Below are 19,165 nucleotides of genomic sequence, written 5' to 3' on the forward strand. Positions count from 1 at the left end.
GGAGCAACCGAAACCATGGCGGTTTCCGTAACCCTTCCGGCGCTCGGCGAGAGCGTCACCGAGGGCACTGTCACCCGCTGGCTGAAGGCCGAGGGCGAGCGCGTCGAGGCCGACGAGCCGCTGCTCGAGGTCTCGACCGACAAGGTCGACACCGAGATCCCCTCGCCCGCCGCCGGCGTGCTGGCCTCCATCAAGGTCGCCGAGGACGAGACCGTCGAGGTCGGCGCCGAGCTGGCCGTCATCGACGACGGCTCCGGCGCCCCCGTGGCGGCCCCCGCCCCGGCCGCCGCCGAGGCTCCGGCGCCCGCCGCCGAGCCCGCCCCGGCCCCGGTCGCCGAGGCCCCGGCCGCCCCCGCCCCCGCCGCTCCGGCAGCCCCCGCGGGCGCCGGCGCCTCCGGCACGGACGTGGTCCTGCCCGCGCTCGGTGAGTCCGTCACCGAGGGCACCGTCACCCGCTGGCTGAAGTCGGTCGGCGACTCCGTCGAGGCCGACGAGCCGCTGCTCGAGGTCTCCACGGACAAGGTCGACACCGAGATCCCGGCGCCCACCTCCGGTGTGCTCCTGGAGATCGTGGTCGGCGAGGACGAGACCGCCGAGGTCGGCGCCAAGCTGGCCGTCATCGGCGCTCCCGGCGCCGCTCCGGCCCCCGCCGCGGCCCCGGCCGCCCCGGCACCGGCCGCCGCGCCGACTCCGGCTCCGGCTCCGGCTGCCGCTCCGGCCCCGGCCCCCGCGGCCCCGGCCGCTCCGGCCGCCCCCGCCGCCCCGGCTCCGGCTCCTGCCGCCGCCCAGCCCGCGGCACCGGCTCCCGCGCCGGCCGCGCCCGCCCCGGTCACCCCGGCCCCGGCTGCCGCTCCGGCCGCCGCCCAGCCGACCGACGAGGGCGCGTACGTGACCCCGCTGGTGCGCAAGCTCGCCGCCGAGAACGGCGTCGACCTGGCCGCCGTCAAGGGCACCGGCGTCGGTGGCCGCATCCGCAAGCAGGACGTGCTCGCCGCCGCCGAGGCCGCGAAGGCCGCCGCCCCGGTGGCTGCCGCGCCGGCCGCCGCGCCCGCGAAGAAGGCCCCCGTCCTGGAGGTCTCCCCGCTGCGCGGCCAGACCGTGAAGATGCCGCGGATCCGCAAGGTCATCGGCGACAACATGGTCAAGGCGCTGCACGAGCAGGCCCAGCTGTCCTCGGTGGTCGAGGTCGACGTGACCCGCCTGATGCGCCTGCGCGCCCGGGCCAAGGACGCGTTCGCGGCGCGCGAGGGCGTCAAGCTCTCCCCGATGCCTTTCTTCGTCAAGGCCGCCGCCCAGGCGCTGAAGGCCCACCCGGTCATCAACGCCAAGATCAACGAGGCCGAGGGGACCATCACCTACTTCGACACCGAGAACGTCGGTATCGCGGTGGACTCCGAGAAGGGCCTGATGACCCCGGTCATCAAGAACGCCGGTGACCTCAACGTCGCCGGTATCGCCAAGGCCACCGCCGACCTGGCGGGCAAGGTCCGGGCCAGCAAGATCACTCCGGACGAGCTGTCCGGTGCGACCTTCACCATCAGCAACACCGGTTCGCGCGGCGCGCTGTTCGACACGATCATCGTGCCGCCGGGTCAGGTCGCGATCCTCGGCATCGGCGCCACCGTCAAGCGCCCGGCCGTCATCGAGACCGAGGAGGGCACGGTCATCGGCGTCCGCGACATGACGTACCTGACCCTCTCCTACGACCACCGCCTGGTGGACGGCGCCGACGCCGCCCGCTACCTGACGGCGGTCAAGGCGATCCTGGAGGCCGGCGCGTTCGAGGTCGAACTCGGCCTCTGACCCTGCCATCAGGGGTCCAGCACCACGGCGCCCCCGTCCGGAACCTTCCGGGCGGGGGCGCCGCGTTTGCCGTTTCTTGGGCATGACGGGGTGTAAGTCTCGTCTCACCTGCACGAAAGCGCCCGTATGCGCCCTACCGCGAAGCGCTGACGGCCGTATTGTCTAAACGTCGAACGCCCCCCGGGGGCCCGTGGGTCCCCCCTTGAAGGAGCCCTCCATGACCGCGCCCGTCGTCCACTCGCTGCGCGAACAGATCCGCGAGCACATCGTGGAGGGGATCGTCAGCGGGCGCTGGAAGCCGGGCGAGCGGATCGTGGAGCGGCGGATCGCCACCGAGCTGGAGGTCAGCCAGACGCCGGTGCGGGAGGCGCTGCGCGAGCTGGAATCGCTGCGGCTGATCGAGTCGGCGCCGAACAAGGGCGTACGGGTGCGCAATCTGACCGCCGCCGACCTGGAGGAGAGCTACCCGGTCAGGGCCGGTCTGGAGGCCATCGCGGCGGAGCTGGCGGCCGAGCGCCTCGCGGCCGACTGCTCGGCCCTGGAGCCGCACGTGGCGGCCCTGTACGAGGCCGACCTCAGGTCCGACGGCACCGGCCAGGTGCGGCACACGGTGGCCTTCCACCGCGAGCTGGTCCGCGCGGCCGGGAACGCGGTGCTGCTGCACACCTGGGAGGGCCTGGGCATCGAGGTGTTCACCGCGCTGTCGATCCGCTGGCTGGGGACGGTCCAGCAGTCGTACGCGGAGGAGCACGAGGAACTGGTGCAGGCGTTCAAGCGGCGGGATCCGCGGATCGCCGAACTGGTCAAGGCGCACGTTCTCGGCTGCGCGCCGCGCGCGTGAGGCAGTCGAGCACCTGTACGCTCACCTGGGAAAATCCTTCGAAAAAGCGGCACCGCGTGCCCATTTCCAAGGCACCGGGTGCCGACTTTCTCGAAATCGAAGGGTTTTACCCAGGAAAGCTTTGATCGATCATCGATCAGGGAGTTAAAGTCTCCGCTGGGCTTCCACCAGAGCCTCACGCCCTGTCCTGCCAAAGACCTAGGGCACCCCCGAACCCTTACCGATGAGGGAACCCCCTTCGACTGAGGAAGGCGGCGACATGACCGACCCCAACGCCATCCAGCCGAGCGAGCTCGACCAGCTCCCGGACCGCGACCCCGAGGAGACCGCCGAATGGCAGGCCTCCCTGGACGCCGTCACCCAGGCGGCCGGGCCGCACCGTGCCGCGTATCTGATGCGCCGTACGCTGGAGCGCGCCGAGGGCGCCGGCGTCGTCCTGCCCAAGCTTCTCGAGACGGACTACGTCAACTCCATCCCGACCGCCGCCGAGCCGGCCGTCCCCGGTGACGAGGCCATGGAGGCCCGGATCACCGCGTGGAACCGCTGGAACGCGGCGGCGATGGTGACCCGCGGCAGCAAGTACGGCGTCGGCGGCCACATCGCCACCTTCGCCTCCGCGGCCTGGCTGTACGAGACCGGCTTCAACCACTTCTTCCACGGCAAGGAGGGCGACGGTTCCGGCGACCAGCTGTACATCCAGGGCCACGCCTCCCCGGGCATCTACGCCCGCGCCTTCCTCGACGGCCGGCTGACCGAGCAGCACCTGGACAACTTCCGCCAGGAGGCCGGCGGCAACGGCCTGCCCTCCTACCCGCACCCGCGCCGGCTGCCCTGGCTGTGGGAGTTCCCGACGGTGTCGATGGGCCTCGGCCCGATCTCCGCCATCTACCAGGCCCGGTTCAACCGCTACCTGACCAGCCGCGGCATCAAGGACGTCTCCGACTCCCACGTCTGGGCGTTCCTCGGCGACGGCGAGATGGACGAGCCGGAGTCCACCACGGCGCTGACGCTCGCCTCCCGCGAGGGCCTGGACAACCTGACCTTCGTCATCAACTGCAACCTCCAGCGCCTGGACGGCCCCGTCCGCGCCAACTTCAAGATCGTGCAGGAGCTGGAGGCCCTCTTCCGCGGCGCCGGCTGGCACGTGATCAAGTCGCTGTGGGGTTCGGCCTGGGACGAGCTGTTCGCACTGGACACCACGGGCGCGCTGGTACGCCGGCTGCGCCAGGTACCGGACGCGCAGATCCAGACGTACCAGACCCGGGACGCCGCCTACATCCGGCAGGACTTCTTCGGCGCCGACCCGGCGCTGGCCGAGATGGCGAAGCTGCTCAGCGACGACAAGATCACCGAGTGCTTCCACTTCTCGCGCGGCGGTCACGAGGCCCGCAAGGTCTTCGCCGCCTACAAGGCCGCCCTGGAGCACAAGGGCGCCCCGACGGTGATCCTCGCCCAGACGGTCAAGGGCCACACCCTCGGCACGGGCTTCGCGTCGAAGAACGCCAACCACCAGATGAAGAAGCTCTCGGTGGACGAGTTCAAGCAGATGCGCGACCTGCTGGAGCTGCCCATCGCGGACAGCGCCTTCGCCGACGGCCAGGTCCCCTACGGCCACCCCGGCGCCGACTCCCCCGAGGTGCGCTACCTCCAGGAGCGCCGCGCGGCCCTCGGCGGTCCCGCGCCCGCCCGCCGCGTCCACCCGGTCGCACCGCTGCCCGCGCCCGCCGACAAGGCGTTCGCCGCCTTCGACAAGGGCTCCGGCTCGCAGAACGTGGCCACCACCATGGCGTTCGTCCGCCTGGTCAAGGACCTGGTCCGCGACAAGGAGACGGGCAAGCGCTGGGTGCCGATCGTCCCCGACGAGGCGCGCACCTTCGGCATGGAGTCGCTGTTCCCCTCGCTCGGCATCTACTCGCCCAAGGGCCAGACGTACGAGCCGGTCGACCGCGACCAGCTGATGTACTACAAGGAGGCCAAGAACGGCCAGATCCTCAACGAGGGGATCACCGAGGCCGGTTCCATGGCCGACTTCATCGCCGCTTCGTCGTCGTACTCGACGCACGGCGAGGCGATGATCCCGTTCTACATCTTCTACTCGATGTTCGGCTGGCAGCGCACGGCCGACCAGATGTGGCAGCTCGGCGACCAGCTCGGCCGCGGCTTCCTGGTCGGCGCCACCGCAGGCCGCACCACCCTCACGGGTGAGGGCCTGCAGCACGCCGACGGCCACTCGCCGGTCATCGCCGCGACCAACCCGGCCGCGCTGAGCTACGACCCGGCGTTCGCCTACGAGGTCGCGACCATCGTCAAGGACGGTCTGCGCCGTATGTACGGTCAGGCCGAGCCCGGCGAGGACCAGGACGTCTTCTACTACCTGACGGTCTACAACGAGCCGCTGCCGCAGCCCGCCAAGCCGTCCGCCCCCGGCATCGACGAGGGCATCGTCAAGGGCCTGTACCGCTTCAACACGGCGGAGTCGGCGGGTCTGACGGTCCCGGCGAACGCGCCGCGGATCCAGCTGCTCGGCTCCGGCACGGCGATCCACTGGGCGCTGGACGCCCAGCGGATGCTGGCCGAGGAGTGGGGCGTGGCCGCCGACGTGTGGTCCGCGACCTCCTGGGGCGAGCTGCGCCGGGACGCCATGGAGGCCGACGCGGCGCTGCTGCGCGGCGAGGAGCGGGTGCCGTACGTCCGCCGTGCGCTCCAGGGCGCCGAGGGCCCGGTCCTCGCGGTCTCCGACTACATGCGCCAGGTCCCGGACCAGATCGCGCAGTGGATCGAGCAGGACTACACCTCGCTGGGCGCCGACGGCTTCGGCCTGTCGGACACCCGCGACGCCGCCCGCCGCCACTTCGGCGTCGACGCGCAGTCGATCGTCGCCGCCGCCCTGGCCCAGCTCGCCCGGCGCGGCGAGGTGAAGGCCTCGGCGGTCAAGGAGGCCCGGGAGAAGTACGGCCTGTGAGGCACATCGTGTGAGGGCGAAGGGGTACGGCCGCGGCCGTGCCCCTTCGTCGTTCCGGTGTCCGCCGCCGGCCCCGGCATGATGGCCGTATGCGTGCCGCCCGTCTGATCAGAATGGTGCTGCTCCTCCAGTCGCGGCCCGTCATGACCGCCGCCGAGCTCGCCCGTGAGCTGGAGGTGTCGGAGCGGACCGTCACCCGGGACGCCCAGGCGCTGTCGGAGGCGGGCGTGCCGGTGTACGCCGACCGGGGGCGGGCCGGGGGCTACCGGCTGGTCGGCGGCTACCGCACCAGGCTGACCGGCCTCGACCGCGGTGAGGCGGAGGCGCTGTTCCTCAGCGGTGTGCCGGGGGCGCTGCGGGAGATGGGGCTCGAGGACGCCGCCTCGGCCGCCCGGCTGAAGGTGTCCGCGGCCCTGCTGCCCTCCCTGCGCGACGCCTCCCGTACGGCGGCGCAGCGCTTCCATCTGGACGCGCCCGACTGGTTCCGCGAGCCGAGGACACCCGAGCTGCTGACGGCGGTCGCGGAGGCGGTGTGGGACGACCGGCGGATCACCGCGCGCTACCGGCGCGGCGAGGAGGAGGCCGTACGGGAGCTGGAGCCGTACGGTCTCGTGCTCAAGGCGGGCGTGTGGTACGTGTGCGCCCGGGTCGTGGGGCCCGGCTCCTTCCGGGTGTACCGCGTGGACCGTTTCACGGCCGTCGACGCGGGCGCGGGGACGCGTTTCGAGCGGGACGGCGGCTTCGACCTGCCCGCCTTCTGGGACGAGCGGGCGGCGCAGTTCGCGCGGTCCGTGCTGCGCGCCGAGGTGGTGGTGCGGCTGTCCGAGGAGGGCGTACGGCGGCTGCCGCACGCTGTCGGGCCGGTGCCGGCCCGGGCGGCGCTGGAGGCCGTCGGGGCCGCGGCCGGCCCGGACGGGCGCGGGTGGGTGACGGTGACCCTGCCGGTGGAGTCCGAGGAGGTCGCCCACGAGCAGCTCACGGCGCTCGGGCCGGAGGCCGAGGTGCTGGCTCCCGAGGCGCTGCGGCGGCGTTTCGCGCGCGATGCCGAGCGGCTGGCGGCGCTGTACCGCCCCTGACGGCCCCGTGCACTCCGCGTGCGTCGCCCGGCGCGAGGCCCGATGCTTGAAGCCGTGATGGACGAGACGGAGTTCTGGGAGCTGATCGACGGCTGCCGCGAGGCCGCCGAGGGTGATCCGGAGGAGCAGGCCGACCTGCTCGTCGAACGGCTGCTGGGCTGCGACCCCGAGGTGGTCCTGGACTTCGCCCGTCACTTCGAGTCCCGGTACAACCGGGCCTACCGCTGGGATCTGTGGGGCGCCGCCTGGGTGCTCCTGGACGGGGCCAGCGACGACGCGTTCGACTTCTTCCGGTGCTGGCTGATCGGCCAGGGCCGGGAGGTCTTCGAGGGCGCCCTGCACGACCCGGACTCGCTCGCCGAGCTGCTGGACGACTTCGACGAGGAGGTCGACGGCGACGGCGAGGAACTCGGCTACGCGGCCGACGAGGCCTACGAGCAGCTCACCGGCACGGTCGCCCCCGACCTCGGCGTCCCGCCCGCTCCGGCGGAGCCGGAGGGCACCCCCGTCGACTTCGAGGACGACCGGGCGCTCGCCCTGCGCTATCCGAGGCTGTGGGACCGGTTCCGTGAATAGCCACGCCAGGCACCTCCGGAAGCCCGCGGGCCCGCCGTGACGGCCGCCGCCGGGCGGTTCCGGTCCGTCCGCGATGTGCGCTCTGCCACCCGGTGGAACCATCGTCCCGGTCCAGGACGTTTCTGTGGGTACACGCACACGTGGCCGGTCCCCGGATCCACGCGCGCGTGGCTGATCACTGGGCCCGTCCCGTGCGTATGTGGGGATCCGAGGAGAAAGGCGGCCTGAGTGGACCTGCTCGACGTGCTGTTGGTGCTGGTGATCCTCGTCTACGCCGCGTCCGGCTACCGGCGGGGACTCGTGGCGGGCTGTGTCTCGCTGGCCGGGTTCGTGGGCGGTGCCGTCGTCGGCGTGTGGATCCTGCCGTGGGTGATGGAGTTCGTCACGCGCGGGACGACCACGGCGACGGTCACCGCCGTGCTCACGGTGCTGGTGCCGGCCGTGGTGGGGCACGAGCTGGCGGGCCGTCTGGCGCTGCGGCTGCGGCGCGAGCTGGACCGCGGGCCGCTGCGGGTGGCCGACGGCATCGGGGGCGCCGCCGCCAACACGGTGGCGGTGCTGATCGTGGCCTGGGTGGCGGCGAGCGTCCTGGCCGCCTCCTCCACCCCGGTGGTGACGACGGCGATACGCGACTCCCGGCTCCTGGGCGCGGTCCAGAACGCGATGCCGGACACCACCCCCGCCTGGTTCTCGCGGGCCACCTCCGCGCTGACCGAGGCGGGCTTCCCCCAGGTCTTCAACCCCTTCGAGAACGAGCCGGCGGCGGGTGTCGCCCGGCCCACCGGGGACAGCGTCACGGAGAACGCGACGAACGCCGCCCGGTTCAGCACGGTCAAGATCGAGGGCGCCGCGGGCAACCAGGGCCGCGAGGGCAGCGGGTTCGTGTTCGCGCCGGAGCGTGTGATGACCAACGCGCACGTGGTGGCGGGCATCGACGACCCGGCCGTACGGATCGGCGGCGTCGGGCGGTCGTACCGGGCACGGGTGGTGCTGTTCGACCCGCACCGGGACGTGGCCGTGCTCTACGTCCCCGGGCTGAACGCCCCCGTGCTCCGGTTCGACGACACCGCCGCGCGCGGGGACTCGGCGGTGGTCGCCGGCTATCCGCAGGACGGCGACCTGAACCTCCAGGCGGCGACGGTCGCCAACCGGATCCGGGCGACGGGCCAGAACATCTACAACAGTGGCACGGTCACCCGGGAGATCTACTCCATCCGCTCCACGGTCCGCCCCGGCAACTCCGGCGGTCCCCTGCTGACCACGGACGGCCGGGTGTTCGGCGTGGTCTTCGCCCGCTCGACCTCCGACGACGAGACGGGCTACGTCCTGACGGCGGCCGAGGTCGCCCCGGACGCGCGGAGCGCGGCCCACGCGACCGCCCCGGTGGACACGGGCCGCCTGGTGACCTCGTGACCCCGAAGGCTCCCGGCTCAGGGCTCCCGGATCACAGGAAGCGGCCCATGAAGACGTCGTCGACGTAGGCGCCGTCCAGGTGGAACTCCTCCCGCTGGACACCCTCCACCACGAAGCCCTCGGACTCGTACAGCTTGCGCGCGGGGGTGTTGTGGCCCAGCACCCGCAGGGTGATGCGGCGGGCGCCCCGGCGGCGGGCCTCCTCGACGGCGGCACGCAGCAGGGCGCGCCCCACCCCGCTGCCGCGGGCGTCCTCGGCCACGGCGAGGCCGCGGATCTGCCGGACGTGCGCGTTCGACGCCAGCTCCGTGGGGAAGCCGAGGCGGATGTACCCGACCAGCCCGCCGTCGAGTTCGGCGACCAGGTGGTCGCGTGGTCCCGAACGGGGGGTGAAGAAGGGGTCGTAGGGCCGGCGCGGGGCCGGGGTGACCGCGTGCGTCGTGGACCAGGTCCGGCGGTCGAGCCGGCCGAGACCGTCCTCGTCGTCGGGGACGGCGTGGCGTATGAGGGGTACCGGCATGGCGGTCACTCTACGGCGCGGGCCGGACCTGTCCGCCGGGATTTTCGTGGCGCGGCGGGCAGGATGGGCGCATGGAACGTTCGCGAATCGCGGTGGCCGGCGCGTCCGGTCTGATCGGCAGTGCCCTGGTGCGGTCCCTGGTCGCGGACGGGCACGAGGTGGTGCGCCTGGTGCGCCGTCCGGCCCGCGGCGCGGACGAGGTCCGCTGGGATCCCGCCGGCCGGTACGTGGACACGGCGGGGCTCGCCGGATGCGACGCGGTGGTGAACCTGGCGGGCGCGGGGGTGGGCGACCGCAGGTGGACGCGGGAGTACAAGAAGACGATCCGGGACAGCCGGGTGCTCGGCACGGCGGCGCTCGCCGAGGCCGTCGCCGCCCTGGACGCTCCCCCACGGGTGTTCGTCGGCGGCAGCGCGATCGGCTACTACGGCGACACCGGTGAGCGCGCCGTCGACGAGGAGGCGCCGCCCGGGGAGGGTTTCCTGCCGGAGCTGTGCGTGGAGTGGGAGCAGGCCGCAGATCCCGCGCGGGAGGCGGGCGTCCGGACGGTGTTCGCCCGCACCGGGCTGGTGGTGGCCCGTGAGGGCGGGGCGTGGGGGCGGCTGTTCCCGCTGTTCAAGGCCGGGTTGGGCGGGCGGATGGGAGACGGGCGGCAGTACTGGTCGTTCATCGCGCTGCACGACGAGGTGGCGGCGCTGCGCCATCTGCTGGACACCGGAAGCCTGTCCGGGCCGGTGAATCTCACCGCGCCGCAGCCGCTGACGAACCGTGAGATCACGGCGGCCATGGGCCGGGTGCTGGGCCGGCCGACGCCGTTCCCGGTGCCGGCGCCGGTGCTGCGCGCGGTGCTCGGAGAGATGGCGGGCGATGTGCTGGGCAGCGCGCGGGTGGTGCCGAAGCGTCTGCTGGAGTCGGGGTTCTCGTTCGCCTTTCCGGGGATCGAGGACGCCGTCCGTGCGGCGCTGTGACGCCTGTGACCGCTCGCCGTGCCACCCTGCGATCGCATCCACGACCTCTTGCGACCGTGTGCGACCGCCGTGCGACCGTGCCCTGTCGATGCGCGACTGTCCCTGACCGTGCGTGGCCCTAATCTCGACGCGAACTCGGGTATTCCTGACGCCGGTCGTGGGCATCTCCGCCCCACCGGCCGCGCAACCTCGAGGAGGGGCACGTGCTTGAGCCCGCGTATCAGGCGGACGTCGTCGTCGTGGGAGCCGGGGTCGCCGGGCTCGCGGCAGCGCATCGGCTGACCAGCGCCGGAGTGACGACCGCGGTACTGGAGGCCGCCCCGTACGTGGGCGGCCGCATGTCGACCGAGAAGGTCGACGGGTTCCGGCTCGACCGGATCGGACAGCTGCTGAACACGTCCTACCCCCAACTGGCCCTGAGCCCGGGGCTCGACGCGCTCGTGCTGCGTCCCTTCGCGCCGGGGGTCCTGCTGCACAACGACGGACGGCATTTCCGCGCGGGTGCTCCGGCGCACGGCGGGAGCGCGAGGAGCGCACTTCACGTGGTGCGCGCCCTGACGAGCGCCCCCCGCCCGCCGCTGCCCCGGCCGTCGTCCCTGACCCGGGCGGCCGTTCCCCGGCCGTCCGCTCCCGACTCGTCCGTCCCCCGCTCGTCCGCCGCGCCCTTCTTCGAGGGGCCGCCTTCCGGGCGCCGCGGGATCGGCGCGCCGCTGCGGCTGCGCACCGCGCTCGGCCGGATCGCCGCCACCCCGGTCGAACGGCTGCTGTCGCGCCCGGAGTCGACCGCCCGGGAGGCGCTGGCCGCCCGCGGGCTGCCGGCCCGTACCGTCGACGGCTTCCTGCGTCCGCTGCTCGCGGCCCTGCTGTGCGACCCGGAGCTCACCACGTCCAGCCGCTGCGCGGACCTCGCCCTGCACTCCTTCGTGAGCGGCCGGCTGTGCCTGCCGGAGGGCGGGGCCGAGGTCCTGCCGGAGCTGCTCGCGCGCACCCTGCCGCCGGGTACCGTGCACACCGGCGTACGGGTCACCTCGGTCTCCACGACCGCGGTGACCACCGCCGAGCACGGCGTGATCCGCTGCCGGGCCGTGCTGGTCGCCACCGACGCGCGCGCCGCGGCCGAGCTGCTGCCCGGGCTGCGCGTGCCGGACTTCCACCCGGTGACGGTGGTCCACCACACGACCGACGAACCTCCGGAGACGGGCGGGTACCTGCTGCTCGACGCGGACCGCGGCGGTCCGGTGGCGCACACGTCGGTGGTCAGCCGCGTCGACCCCGCCCGCGCGCCCGCCGGGCGCGCCCTGGTGTCGTCGACGGTCCTGGGCGTGCCCCCGGCCGACGTCGACACGGCGGCGCGCCGCCATCTGTCCCGCCTCTACGGCACCTCCACGGCCCGCTGGGAGACACTCGCCGTCCACCACACCCCCGACGCCGTCCCCGCCATGCGCCCGCCGCACGATCCGCGGCGCCCGGTGCGGCTGCTGGCGGGCCTGTACGTGTGCGGCGACCACCGGGACACCAGCACCGTCCAGGGCGCGCTGCACTCGGCCCACCGGGCCGCGGCGGCCATCCTGGGCGACCTGAGCGCCGGCCGCCCGATGCACCACGCGGACCCGGCACCGACAACCCCACGAGCAGCCGCCTGAGCCCCCACCGGAACCAAGAGGCCCGGCACCCCAGCCGGGCCTCACCCCAACCATCCGATCCCGGACCGCCGCCAGCACCACCGACCCGCCCTGGCCCCCAACCGGACGCCAACACCCCGTCCCGGGCTGCGGCCCGGGACGCCGGCCCCACCCCGCGCAGCCCAGGTCCGCCGACCCAGCCCGGGCCTCAACCCGGCGCCATCACCCCGCACCCGACCTCGACCCGGCACCACCGGCGCCGTCCCCCGGTCTCAGCCCAGTGCCGCCACCCTGTCCCGGTAGCCGCGTGCCGGGGGTGCGTCCCTGTAGGGCTCCAGGCGGCGTTCGAAGTCCTTGATGTACTCGACCGCCCGCACCGAGCGCATGTCGGCGGCCTGGGTCGCCGCCTCGGCCGCCAGGCGGCAGGCCTGGTCCAGGTCGCCGAGGCCCAGGCGGGCGGTGGCCAGGACCACCCGGCAGAACAGCCGGCTGCGGGCGTGGGCCGGGGCGCGGAGCTGGAGGGCCCGCTCGGCGTGCTGGGCGGCGGCGCGGTACTGCTGGAGGTCCCGGTGGCAGTGCCCGGACTCGTCGGCGAGCTGGGCCTCGTCGAAGCGGCCCCAGGAGGGCACCTCGTCCCCGGGCCGGGCCGCCTCCAGGGAGCGTTCGGCACGCACCAGGGACGCCGTGCAGGCGCGCACCTCGCCCAGCACGCCGTGCCCGCGCGCCTCGGCGGCGTGCAGCAGCGCCTGCACCGCGGGCGGGGCCGAGCCGCCGAGCCCCTGCTGTGCGACCCGCGCGAGCTGCACGGCCTCCCGCCCGTGCCCGAGGTAGACGGCCTGCCGGCTCATGGTGACCAGCACATAGGCGCCGTAGGGCCGGTCCCCGGCGGCCTGGGCGAGCCGCAGCGCCTGCACGAAGTAGCGCTGGGCGAGCCCGTGCGCGGCGATGTCGTACGACGTCCAGCCGGCGAGCCGGGTCAGGTCGGCGGCGGCGCCGAAGAGCCGGCGGCCGGTCTGCTCGCCGTAGGTGCCGCGCAGCATCGGCTCGCACTCGTGCTCCAGGTAGCGCACCAGCGCCTGGCGGGCGTGGCCGCCGCCGTACAGGTCGTCGAGGGTGCGGAACAGCTCGCCGACCGAGCGCAGGGCGGCGATGTCGCCGCCGGTGACCTTCAGGCCCGGCTCCCGCCCGGCCGGGACCCGTTCGATCCGGACGCGCTGCTGGGGCATGCCGGGCACCGACGGGTCGGGCACGACGGGGCCGGGCCGCTCCGGGCGCCCCTGGAGGGGCACCCGCACGGCCGGTGGTGCCTCCGCGCGGGCCACCCGGTCGTCGGGCCGGCCGATCAGCCAGTCCCGGCTGGGCACGACGAGCCCCGCCGGGGTGAAGGCGATCCTGCGCAGCTCGGCGTGGCTGCCGCAGTCCTTGCGCCACAGCCCGCCGACGATGTCGACGGCCTCGTCCGGGGTGGCCGCGAACTCCAGCCCCGCGTACACCGGGGCACACGCGTCCAGACCGAGGTCCTGCGCCGTCAGGCGGCGCCCCAGGCGCCGCGTGAAGACCTCCGCGATGAGGGCGGGCGTGGTCCCACGCGGCTGCTGCCCGCGCAGCCAGCGGGTGACCGAGGTCTTGTCGTATCTCAGGTCCAGGCCGTGTTCGAGACCGAGCTGGTCGACCCGACGGGCCAGACCCGCGTTGGAGAATCCCGCTTCTGCGATGAGCGCGGCGAGCTGGCGGTTGGGAGTGCGCTGCGCGGGTCGTTCCGTCATCTGCGGTGCGGTCTCCTGCCTCTCGGGCAGCCACGCGGCCGCGTGGTGCCCGGATTGCCTGTGAGCAGCCCTTATGGCCTCATGAACGGCGCGAATGTAGCGGAGAGTGAGCAACTGACCGCAGAGTTCGACCACCATTCATCCGATCGTGTGAGGATTGCCCGCGGGGCTGACGCCGTCCGGCCGGACGTACAGTGACGTGGGCACGTTTCGTGCCTTACGACCTTCCAGGGAGGCGTTCGCCGTGAGCGAGCTGCGGTTCGTCCGCATGGGATTCGGTACCGAGGCCGTGGACTACGTCCAGGCCTGGGACGAGCAGCGCCGGGTGCACGCCGCCCGGTTCGCGGACGAGGTCCCCGACACCGTGCTGCTTCTGGAGCACCCCCCGGTCTACACGGCCGGCCGGCGGACCGAGGACAGCGAGCGCCCGCTCGACGGCACGCCCGTCATCGACGTGGACCGCGGCGGCAAGATCACCTGGCACGGCCCGGGCCAGCTGGTCGGCTACCCGATCCAGAAGCTGCCCCGCCCGGTGGACGTGGTGGCCCACGTGCGCCGCCTGGAGGAGGCACTGATCCGCTCCTGCGCGGACTTCGGCCTGGAGACCACGCGCGTCGAGGGACGCAGCGGCGTCTGGGTGCTCGGCGACCCGGTGGAGCAGCGGCCCTCCCTGGGCGGGCTGTCCCTGGACTTCGACCCGCGCCTGGCCGACGAGGAGTTCGACCCCCGGCTGAACGGCCCGGAGTACGCCCCCTCCAACGCCGGCCAGCGCCGCGAGGACCGCAAGATCGCGGCGATCGGGATCCGGGTCGCCAAGGGCGTCACGATGCACGGCTTCGCACTGAACGTGAACCCGGACAACAAGTGGTTCGACAAGATCATCCCGTGCGGGATCCGGGACGCCGGCGTCGCCTCGCTGGCGGCCGAGCTCGGCCGGGACGTCACGATCGAGGAAGTGCTGCCGGTCGTCGAGCGGCACCTGCGGGACGTCCTGGAGAACGCGGACCTGAAGCCGCGGGAGATCGAGCGGGCCGCCACCGCCTGACCGTGACTGCCCGGGGGGAATGATCCCTCAGGCCCGCAGGTTGGCCTCCCCGACGGGGCGCAACAAGCACGGGCGTACCCTGGTGTACGCCGAAGAATCGAAGCTACAGGGAGCCGGTCGTGTCCGCAGTCGCACCCGACGGACGCAAGATGCTGCGCCTGGAGGTCCGCAACAGCCAGACCCCCATCGAGCGCAAGCCCGAGTGGATCAAGACCCGGGCGAAAATGGGTCCCGAGTACACCAAGATGCAGAACCTCGTGAAGAGCGAGGGCCTGCACACGGTCTGCCAGGAAGCCGGCTGCCCGAACATCTACGAGTGCTGGGAGGACCGCGAGGCGACCTTCCTCATCGGCGGCGACCAGTGCACCCGGCGCTGCGACTTCTGCCAGATCGACACCGGCAAGCCCGAGGCCCTGGACCGCGACGAGCCGCGCCGCGTCGGCGAGTCCGTCGTCACCATGGACCTCAACTACGCCACCATCACCGGCGTCGCCCGCGACGACCTGGAGGACGGCGGCGCCTGGCTGTACGCCGAGACCGTGCGCCAGATCCACCAGCAGACGGCGGACCGCGAGGACGGCCGTACGAAGGTCGAACTGCTCGCCCCCGACTTCAACGCCGTCCCCGAGCAGCTGGCCGAGGTCTTCGACTCCCGCCCCGAGGTCTTCGCGCACAACGTCGAGACGGTGCCCCGGATCTTCAAGCGGATCCGCCCCGGCTTCCGCTACGAGCGTTCCCTGAAGGTCATCACCGAGGCCCGCGACTTCGGCCTGGTGACCAAGTCCAACCTCATCCTCGGCATGGGCGAGACCCGCGAGGAGGTCGTCGAGGCGCTCAAGCAACTCCACGACGCGGGCTGCGAGCTGGTCACCATCACCCAGTACCTGCGTCCCTCGGTGCGCCATCACCCGGTGGAGCGGTGGGTCAAGCCGCAGGAGTTCGTCGAGCTGAAGGAGGAGGCCGAGCAGATCGGCTTCTCGGGCGTGATGTCGGGTCCGCTGGTACGGTCCTCCTACCGCGCCGGGCGGCTGTACCGGATGGCCGTCGAGAAGCGGGGCACGTACATCGCCGCCCAGGCGGTCTGACGCGCCTGACCATCCGTCACCACTCCCGTCCCGCCGGGGGGCGGAGAGTATGTGAAATCGGGCACAAGGACCTACTGCCCGGTAGTGGCCGATACGACGCGGTCCTGACCGTCGCCGCAGATGAGCGCCTCGGACAGGGCCGCGTCAGCCTTTCGGACCGCCGGCCGCGAGGCTTCATCGGTGTTTGACCGCCCGGTCACGCCCTGGTAACACCAAGCAGTGACCCTGGACTCACACCCTGTACAACAAGAGCCGTCATGAGGGGGACCTCCCATGCAGGCCGCGCACGTTCGCGCCACCGCGATCCCGTCCTTCACCGTCGCACTGCGCGCGGTCGAGTCCCTGCTGATGAGCGGCGGCCAGCGCACCGCCCGCCGCAACGCCTGGAACTCCGTCCTGGAGGACCGCCGCCGGGCCAAGGACCGCGTCGAGGCGCAGCGCGTCCTCGACCAGTTCCCCGCCGTCGGCCCCTGACCGCTCCTCCCTCACCCTCCCCCACCCCTTCCCACCTGCTGCCCGGTGCCCGTACGGGCACTGCCGTCGTGGGCCGCTCCGGGAGCCACGTAGACTTCGTGGCATGGCGAGGAAGGACAACGCAGCCGAGGCTGCCAACCCCGGGCGACTGAAGCAGATCGCTCTGACCTACAAGATGACCCGCAAGGCCGACAGCAAGATCGGTCTGGTACTCGCGGGTGTCTTCATCATCACCTTCGGTGTCCTTCTCGGGATCGGCTTCGCGCTCGGCCACCCGGTCTACCTCGGCATCCTGGGCCTGCTGCTCGCCTTCCTCGCGACGGCGATCATCTTCGGACGCCGGGCCGAGCGCGCCGCGTTCGGGCAGATGGAGGGCCAGCCGGGCGCCGCCGCGGCGGTCCTGGACAACGTGGGCCGCGGCTGGACCACCACCCCTGCGGTGGCCATGAACCGCAGCCAGGACGTGGTGCACCGCGCGGTCGGCAAGGCCGGCATCGTGCTGGTCGCCGAGGGCAACCCGAACCGGGTGAAGTCCCTGCTCGCCGCCGAGAAGAAGAAGATGAACCGGATCGTCGCGGACGTCCCGGTGCACGACGTGATCGTGGGCGAGGGCGAGGGCCAGGTCCCGCTGAAGAAGCTGCGCACGACGATGCTGAAGTTCCCGCGCGTGCTCACCGGCCCGCAGGTCACCACCACCAACGACCGGCTGCGCGCCCTCGGCGACCTGATGAGCAACATGCCGGTGCCGAAGGGTCCGATGCCCAAGGGCATGCGGATGCCTAAGGGCGGCCCGAAGACCCGCTGACACCGCGCAGACACCTCCTACGACGGCGGGGGCGCCCGGAGACCACTCCGGGCGCCCCCGCCGTCGTAGGAGCACCTCTCGTCGTACGCACGCATCTATACGCGCGTATCTGCGTATCTAGATGCGAACCTCCACCGTGCCCGCCAGCCGGTCGTGCAGGCCGCGGCCGTCGCGGTCCCAGATCAGGGCGGGAACGGCCAGGCACAGCAGGACCGTGCGCAGCAGGACGCGCAGCGGCTGGACGCGTCCGGTGGCGAGGGCGACCACGCGCAGGCCGAACAGACGCTTGCCGGGCGTGAACCCGATCGTGCCGACGGTGAGGACGCCCAGCGCCAGGAAGATGAGCAGCGCCCAGTTGCTGGTGGCCTGGTGGTAGCCGTGCGTGATCAGGCCGTAGGCGATCCACAGGCACAGCGCCCAGTCGACGGCCAGGGCGCCGAGCCGCCGTCCCGGACCCGCGATCGAACCCGGCCCCTGCTCCGGCAGCCCGAGCTGCTGTCCCCGGTAGCCGAAGTCCGCGCCGGCGTCCTCCATGGCCGCTCGCGGGCCGGACAGCCATGATCCCATTGCTTGCCTGTTGTCCACCCGACCACCGTACTGCGACGCTGGAATCAGAGGGGTCGGCGGGGTGTCCGCGACCGTGACCGCCACCCGAGCCGGTTAACTTCAGCGAAACAAATGGGTCACGCCCGGGAAATCACCCGTCCCTAGGGTCGAGCTCAGCGTGTGCCACCGCACCGGCCGCACCAACGATCTACCACCCCGGCGGGACGGTCGGGAGTAGGAGGAGCTGGATGTTCCAGAACGCCGACGAGGCCAAGAAGTACATCGCGGACGAGGACGTCAAGTTCGTCGATGTCCGGTTCTGCGACCTGCCGGGCGTCATGCAGCACTTCACGTTGCCCGCCGAGGCGTTCGACCCCGACGAGGAGCAGGCGTTCGACGGGTCCTCGATCCGCGGCTTCCAGGCCATCCACGAGTCCGACATGTCCCTGCGCGCCGACCTGTCCACCGCTCGGGTGGACCCGTTCCGCCGGGACAAGACCCTCAACATCAACTTCTTCATCCACGACCCGATCACCGGTGAGCAATACTCCCGTGACCCGCGGAACGTGGCGAGGAAGGCCGAGGCGTACCTGGCGTCCACCGGGATCGCCGACACCGCGTTCTTCGGCCCCGAGGCCGAGTTCTACGTCTTCGACAACGTCCGGTTCCGGACCGCCGAGAACGAGTCCTTCTACCACATCGACTCCGAGGCGGGCGCCTGGAACACCGGCGCGGTGGAGGACAACCGCGGCTACAAGGTCCGCTACAAGGGCGGCTACTTCCCGGTCCCGCCGGTCGACCACTTCGCCGACCTGCGTGCCGAGATCTCCCTGGAGCTGGCCAAGAACGGTCTGAAGGTGGAGCGCCAGCACCACGAGGTGGGCACCGCCGGGCAGGCCGAGATCAACTACAAGTTCAACACGCTGCTCGCCGCCGCCGACGACCTCCAGCTCTTCAAGTACATCGTGAAGAACGTCGCCTGGCGCAACGGCAAGACGGCGACCTTCATGCCGAAGCCGATCTTCGGCGACAACGGCTCGGGCATGCACGTGCACCAGTCGCTGTGGAGCGGTGGCGAGCCGCTGTTCTACGACGAGGCCGGCTACGCGGGTCTGTCGGACACCGCCCGCTACTACATCGGCGGCATCCTCAGGCACGCCCCGGCGCTGCTCGCGTTCACCAACCCGACGGTGAACTCGTACCACCGCCTGGTGCCGGGCTTCGAGGCCCCGGTGAACCTGGTGTACTCGCAGCGCAACCGCTCCGCCGCGATGCGCATCCCGATCACCGGCTCGAACCCGAAGGCCAAGCGTGTGGAGTTCCGCGCGCCCGACTCCTCCGGCAACCCGTACCTGGCCTTCTCGGCGCTGCTGCTCGCGGGCCTCGACGGCATCAAGAACAAGATCGAGCCGGCCGAGCCGATCGACAAGGACCTGTACGAGCTGGCGCCCGAGGAGCACGCCAACGTCGCCCAGGTCCCGACCTCGCTGGAGGCCGTCCTTCACGCCCTGGAGGACGACCACGAGTTCCTGCTCCAGGGCGACGTGTTCACGTCCGACCTGATCGAGACGTGGGTCGACTTCAAGCGCACGAACGAAATCGCCCCGCTCCAGCTCCGCCCGCACCCGCACGAGTTCGAGCTGTACTTCGACGTGTGATCGGC

16 protein-coding genes are annotated in these 19,165 nt (G+C 72.5%); 13 read left to right on the plus strand and 3 right to left on the minus strand.

All coding sequences use genetic code 11. The features are described 5' to 3' along the window. The first annotated feature begins 15 nt into the window (after positions 1-15). The 6 genes from sucB (at position 16) to ACIP4X_RS02055 (ending at position 8,671) form a co-directional block, all read left to right on the plus strand. Positions 16-1,803, plus strand: a complete 1,788-nt coding sequence (gene sucB / locus ACIP4X_RS02030) for a 2-oxoglutarate dehydrogenase, E2 component, dihydrolipoamide succinyltransferase (protein ID WP_358731041.1) — start codon at positions 16-18, stop codon at positions 1,801-1,803. 217 nt (positions 1,804-2,020) lie between these two features. Continuing rightward, on the plus strand, positions 2,021-2,644 hold the full coding sequence (locus ACIP4X_RS02035) for a GntR family transcriptional regulator (RefSeq protein ID WP_358731039.1): 624 nt from the start codon (positions 2,021-2,023) through the stop codon (positions 2,642-2,644). 259 nt (positions 2,645-2,903) lie between these two features. Continuing rightward, entirely contained in the window at positions 2,904-5,606 is a 2,703-nt protein-coding gene (aceE, locus tag ACIP4X_RS02040; protein WP_358731037.1) for a pyruvate dehydrogenase (acetyl-transferring), homodimeric type, read from the plus strand. Positions 5,607-5,695: 89 nt separating this feature from the next. Continuing rightward, positions 5,696-6,682 carry a helix-turn-helix transcriptional regulator gene (locus ACIP4X_RS02045; protein WP_401346211.1) on the plus strand — a complete coding sequence of 329 codons (987 nt, stop codon included), beginning with the start codon at positions 5,696-5,698 and terminating at the stop codon, positions 6,680-6,682. A 57-nt stretch (positions 6,683-6,739) separates the two neighbouring features. Further along, a complete protein-coding gene (locus ACIP4X_RS02050; protein WP_358731331.1) occupies positions 6,740-7,258 on the plus strand; it encodes a DUF4240 domain-containing protein in 519 nt (172 codons plus the stop codon). Between the two features lie 228 nt (positions 7,259-7,486). Continuing rightward, the gene (locus ACIP4X_RS02055; RefSeq protein WP_391453413.1) at positions 7,487-8,671 is read left to right on the plus strand and encodes a MarP family serine protease; all 1,185 of its coding nucleotides are present in this window, start codon (positions 7,487-7,489) and stop codon (positions 8,669-8,671) included. A gap of 31 nt (positions 8,672-8,702) precedes the next feature. Here the strand turns inward: ACIP4X_RS02055 and ACIP4X_RS02060 are convergent, their stop codons facing one another. After that, positions 8,703-9,191: a GNAT family N-acetyltransferase gene (locus ACIP4X_RS02060; RefSeq protein ID WP_358731032.1), complete on the minus strand. Its 489-nt coding sequence runs from the start codon at positions 9,189-9,191 to the stop codon at positions 8,703-8,705. Positions 9,192-9,262: 71 nt separating this feature from the next. Between ACIP4X_RS02060 and ACIP4X_RS02065 the strand changes: the two genes are divergently transcribed. After that, a complete protein-coding gene (locus ACIP4X_RS02065) occupies positions 9,263-10,159 on the plus strand; it encodes a TIGR01777 family oxidoreductase (protein ID WP_358731031.1) in 897 nt (298 codons plus the stop codon). A 203-nt stretch (positions 10,160-10,362) separates the two neighbouring features. Continuing rightward, positions 10,363-11,802: an NAD(P)/FAD-dependent oxidoreductase gene (locus ACIP4X_RS02070; protein WP_401346213.1), complete on the plus strand. Its 1,440-nt coding sequence runs from the start codon at positions 10,363-10,365 to the stop codon at positions 11,800-11,802. A gap of 251 nt (positions 11,803-12,053) precedes the next feature. Here the strand turns inward: ACIP4X_RS02070 and ACIP4X_RS02075 are convergent, their stop codons facing one another. Next, complete coding sequence (locus ACIP4X_RS02075; protein WP_391453409.1) at positions 12,054-13,547, minus strand: regulator; 1,494 nt, start codon at positions 13,545-13,547, stop codon at positions 12,054-12,056. A gap of 244 nt (positions 13,548-13,791) precedes the next feature. Here ACIP4X_RS02075 and lipB point away from each other — a divergent pair, with 244 nt between their 5' ends. The 4 genes from lipB (at position 13,792) to ACIP4X_RS02095 (ending at position 16,956) form a co-directional block, all read left to right on the plus strand. Then, positions 13,792-14,592: a lipoyl(octanoyl) transferase LipB gene (gene lipB / locus ACIP4X_RS02080; protein WP_358731026.1), complete on the plus strand. Its 801-nt coding sequence runs from the start codon at positions 13,792-13,794 to the stop codon at positions 14,590-14,592. Between the two features lie 119 nt (positions 14,593-14,711). After that, entirely contained in the window at positions 14,712-15,677 is a 966-nt protein-coding gene (gene lipA, locus ACIP4X_RS02085) for a lipoyl synthase (RefSeq protein WP_100567150.1), read from the plus strand. A 273-nt stretch (positions 15,678-15,950) separates the two neighbouring features. Further along, the gene (locus tag ACIP4X_RS02090; protein WP_358731024.1) at positions 15,951-16,151 is read left to right on the plus strand and encodes a hypothetical protein; all 201 of its coding nucleotides are present in this window, start codon (positions 15,951-15,953) and stop codon (positions 16,149-16,151) included. A 103-nt stretch (positions 16,152-16,254) separates the two neighbouring features. Then, positions 16,255-16,956, plus strand: coding sequence for a DUF4191 domain-containing protein (locus ACIP4X_RS02095; RefSeq protein ID WP_358731023.1), 702 nt, complete (start codon positions 16,255-16,257; stop codon positions 16,954-16,956). Between the two features lie 117 nt (positions 16,957-17,073). Here the strand turns inward: ACIP4X_RS02095 and ACIP4X_RS02100 are convergent, their stop codons facing one another. After that, entirely contained in the window at positions 17,074-17,541 is a 468-nt protein-coding gene (locus tag ACIP4X_RS02100) for an RDD family protein (protein WP_401346218.1), read from the minus strand. A 209-nt stretch (positions 17,542-17,750) separates the two neighbouring features. Between ACIP4X_RS02100 and glnA the strand changes: the two genes are divergently transcribed. Then, the gene (glnA, locus tag ACIP4X_RS02105; protein WP_358729660.1) at positions 17,751-19,160 is read left to right on the plus strand and encodes a type I glutamate--ammonia ligase; all 1,410 of its coding nucleotides are present in this window, start codon (positions 17,751-17,753) and stop codon (positions 19,158-19,160) included. Positions 19,161-19,165: the final 5 nt, after the last annotated feature.

Origin of the sequence: Streptomyces sp. NPDC088817 (assembly GCF_044750345.1) — a bacterium.
Taxonomy (GTDB): Bacteria; Actinomycetota; Actinomycetes; order Streptomycetales; family Streptomycetaceae; genus Streptomyces.

Coding starts and splice junctions, on each gene's coding strand:
- sucB (WP_358731041.1), top strand. CDS start 16: ATGGCGGTTTCCGTAACCCTTCCGGCGCTCGGCGAGAGCGTCACCGAG.
- ACIP4X_RS02035 (WP_358731039.1), top strand. CDS start 2,021: ATGACCGCGCCCGTCGTCCACTCGCTGCGCGAACAGATCCGCGAGCAC.
- aceE (WP_358731037.1), top strand. CDS start 2,904: ATGACCGACCCCAACGCCATCCAGCCGAGCGAGCTCGACCAGCTCCCG.
- ACIP4X_RS02045 (WP_401346211.1), top strand. CDS start 5,696: ATGCGTGCCGCCCGTCTGATCAGAATGGTGCTGCTCCTCCAGTCGCGG.
- ACIP4X_RS02050 (WP_358731331.1), top strand. CDS start 6,740: ATGGACGAGACGGAGTTCTGGGAGCTGATCGACGGCTGCCGCGAGGCC.
- ACIP4X_RS02060 (WP_358731032.1), bottom strand. CDS start 9,191: ATGCCGGTACCCCTCATACGCCACGCCGTCCCCGACGACGAGGACGGT.
- ACIP4X_RS02065 (WP_358731031.1), top strand. CDS start 9,263: ATGGAACGTTCGCGAATCGCGGTGGCCGGCGCGTCCGGTCTGATCGGC.
- ACIP4X_RS02075 (WP_391453409.1), bottom strand. CDS start 13,547: ATGACGGAACGACCCGCGCAGCGCACTCCCAACCGCCAGCTCGCCGCG.
- ACIP4X_RS02090 (WP_358731024.1), top strand. CDS start 15,951: ATGCAGGCCGCGCACGTTCGCGCCACCGCGATCCCGTCCTTCACCGTC.
- ACIP4X_RS02095 (WP_358731023.1), top strand. CDS start 16,255: ATGGCGAGGAAGGACAACGCAGCCGAGGCTGCCAACCCCGGGCGACTG.
- glnA (WP_358729660.1), top strand. CDS start 17,751: ATGTTCCAGAACGCCGACGAGGCCAAGAAGTACATCGCGGACGAGGAC.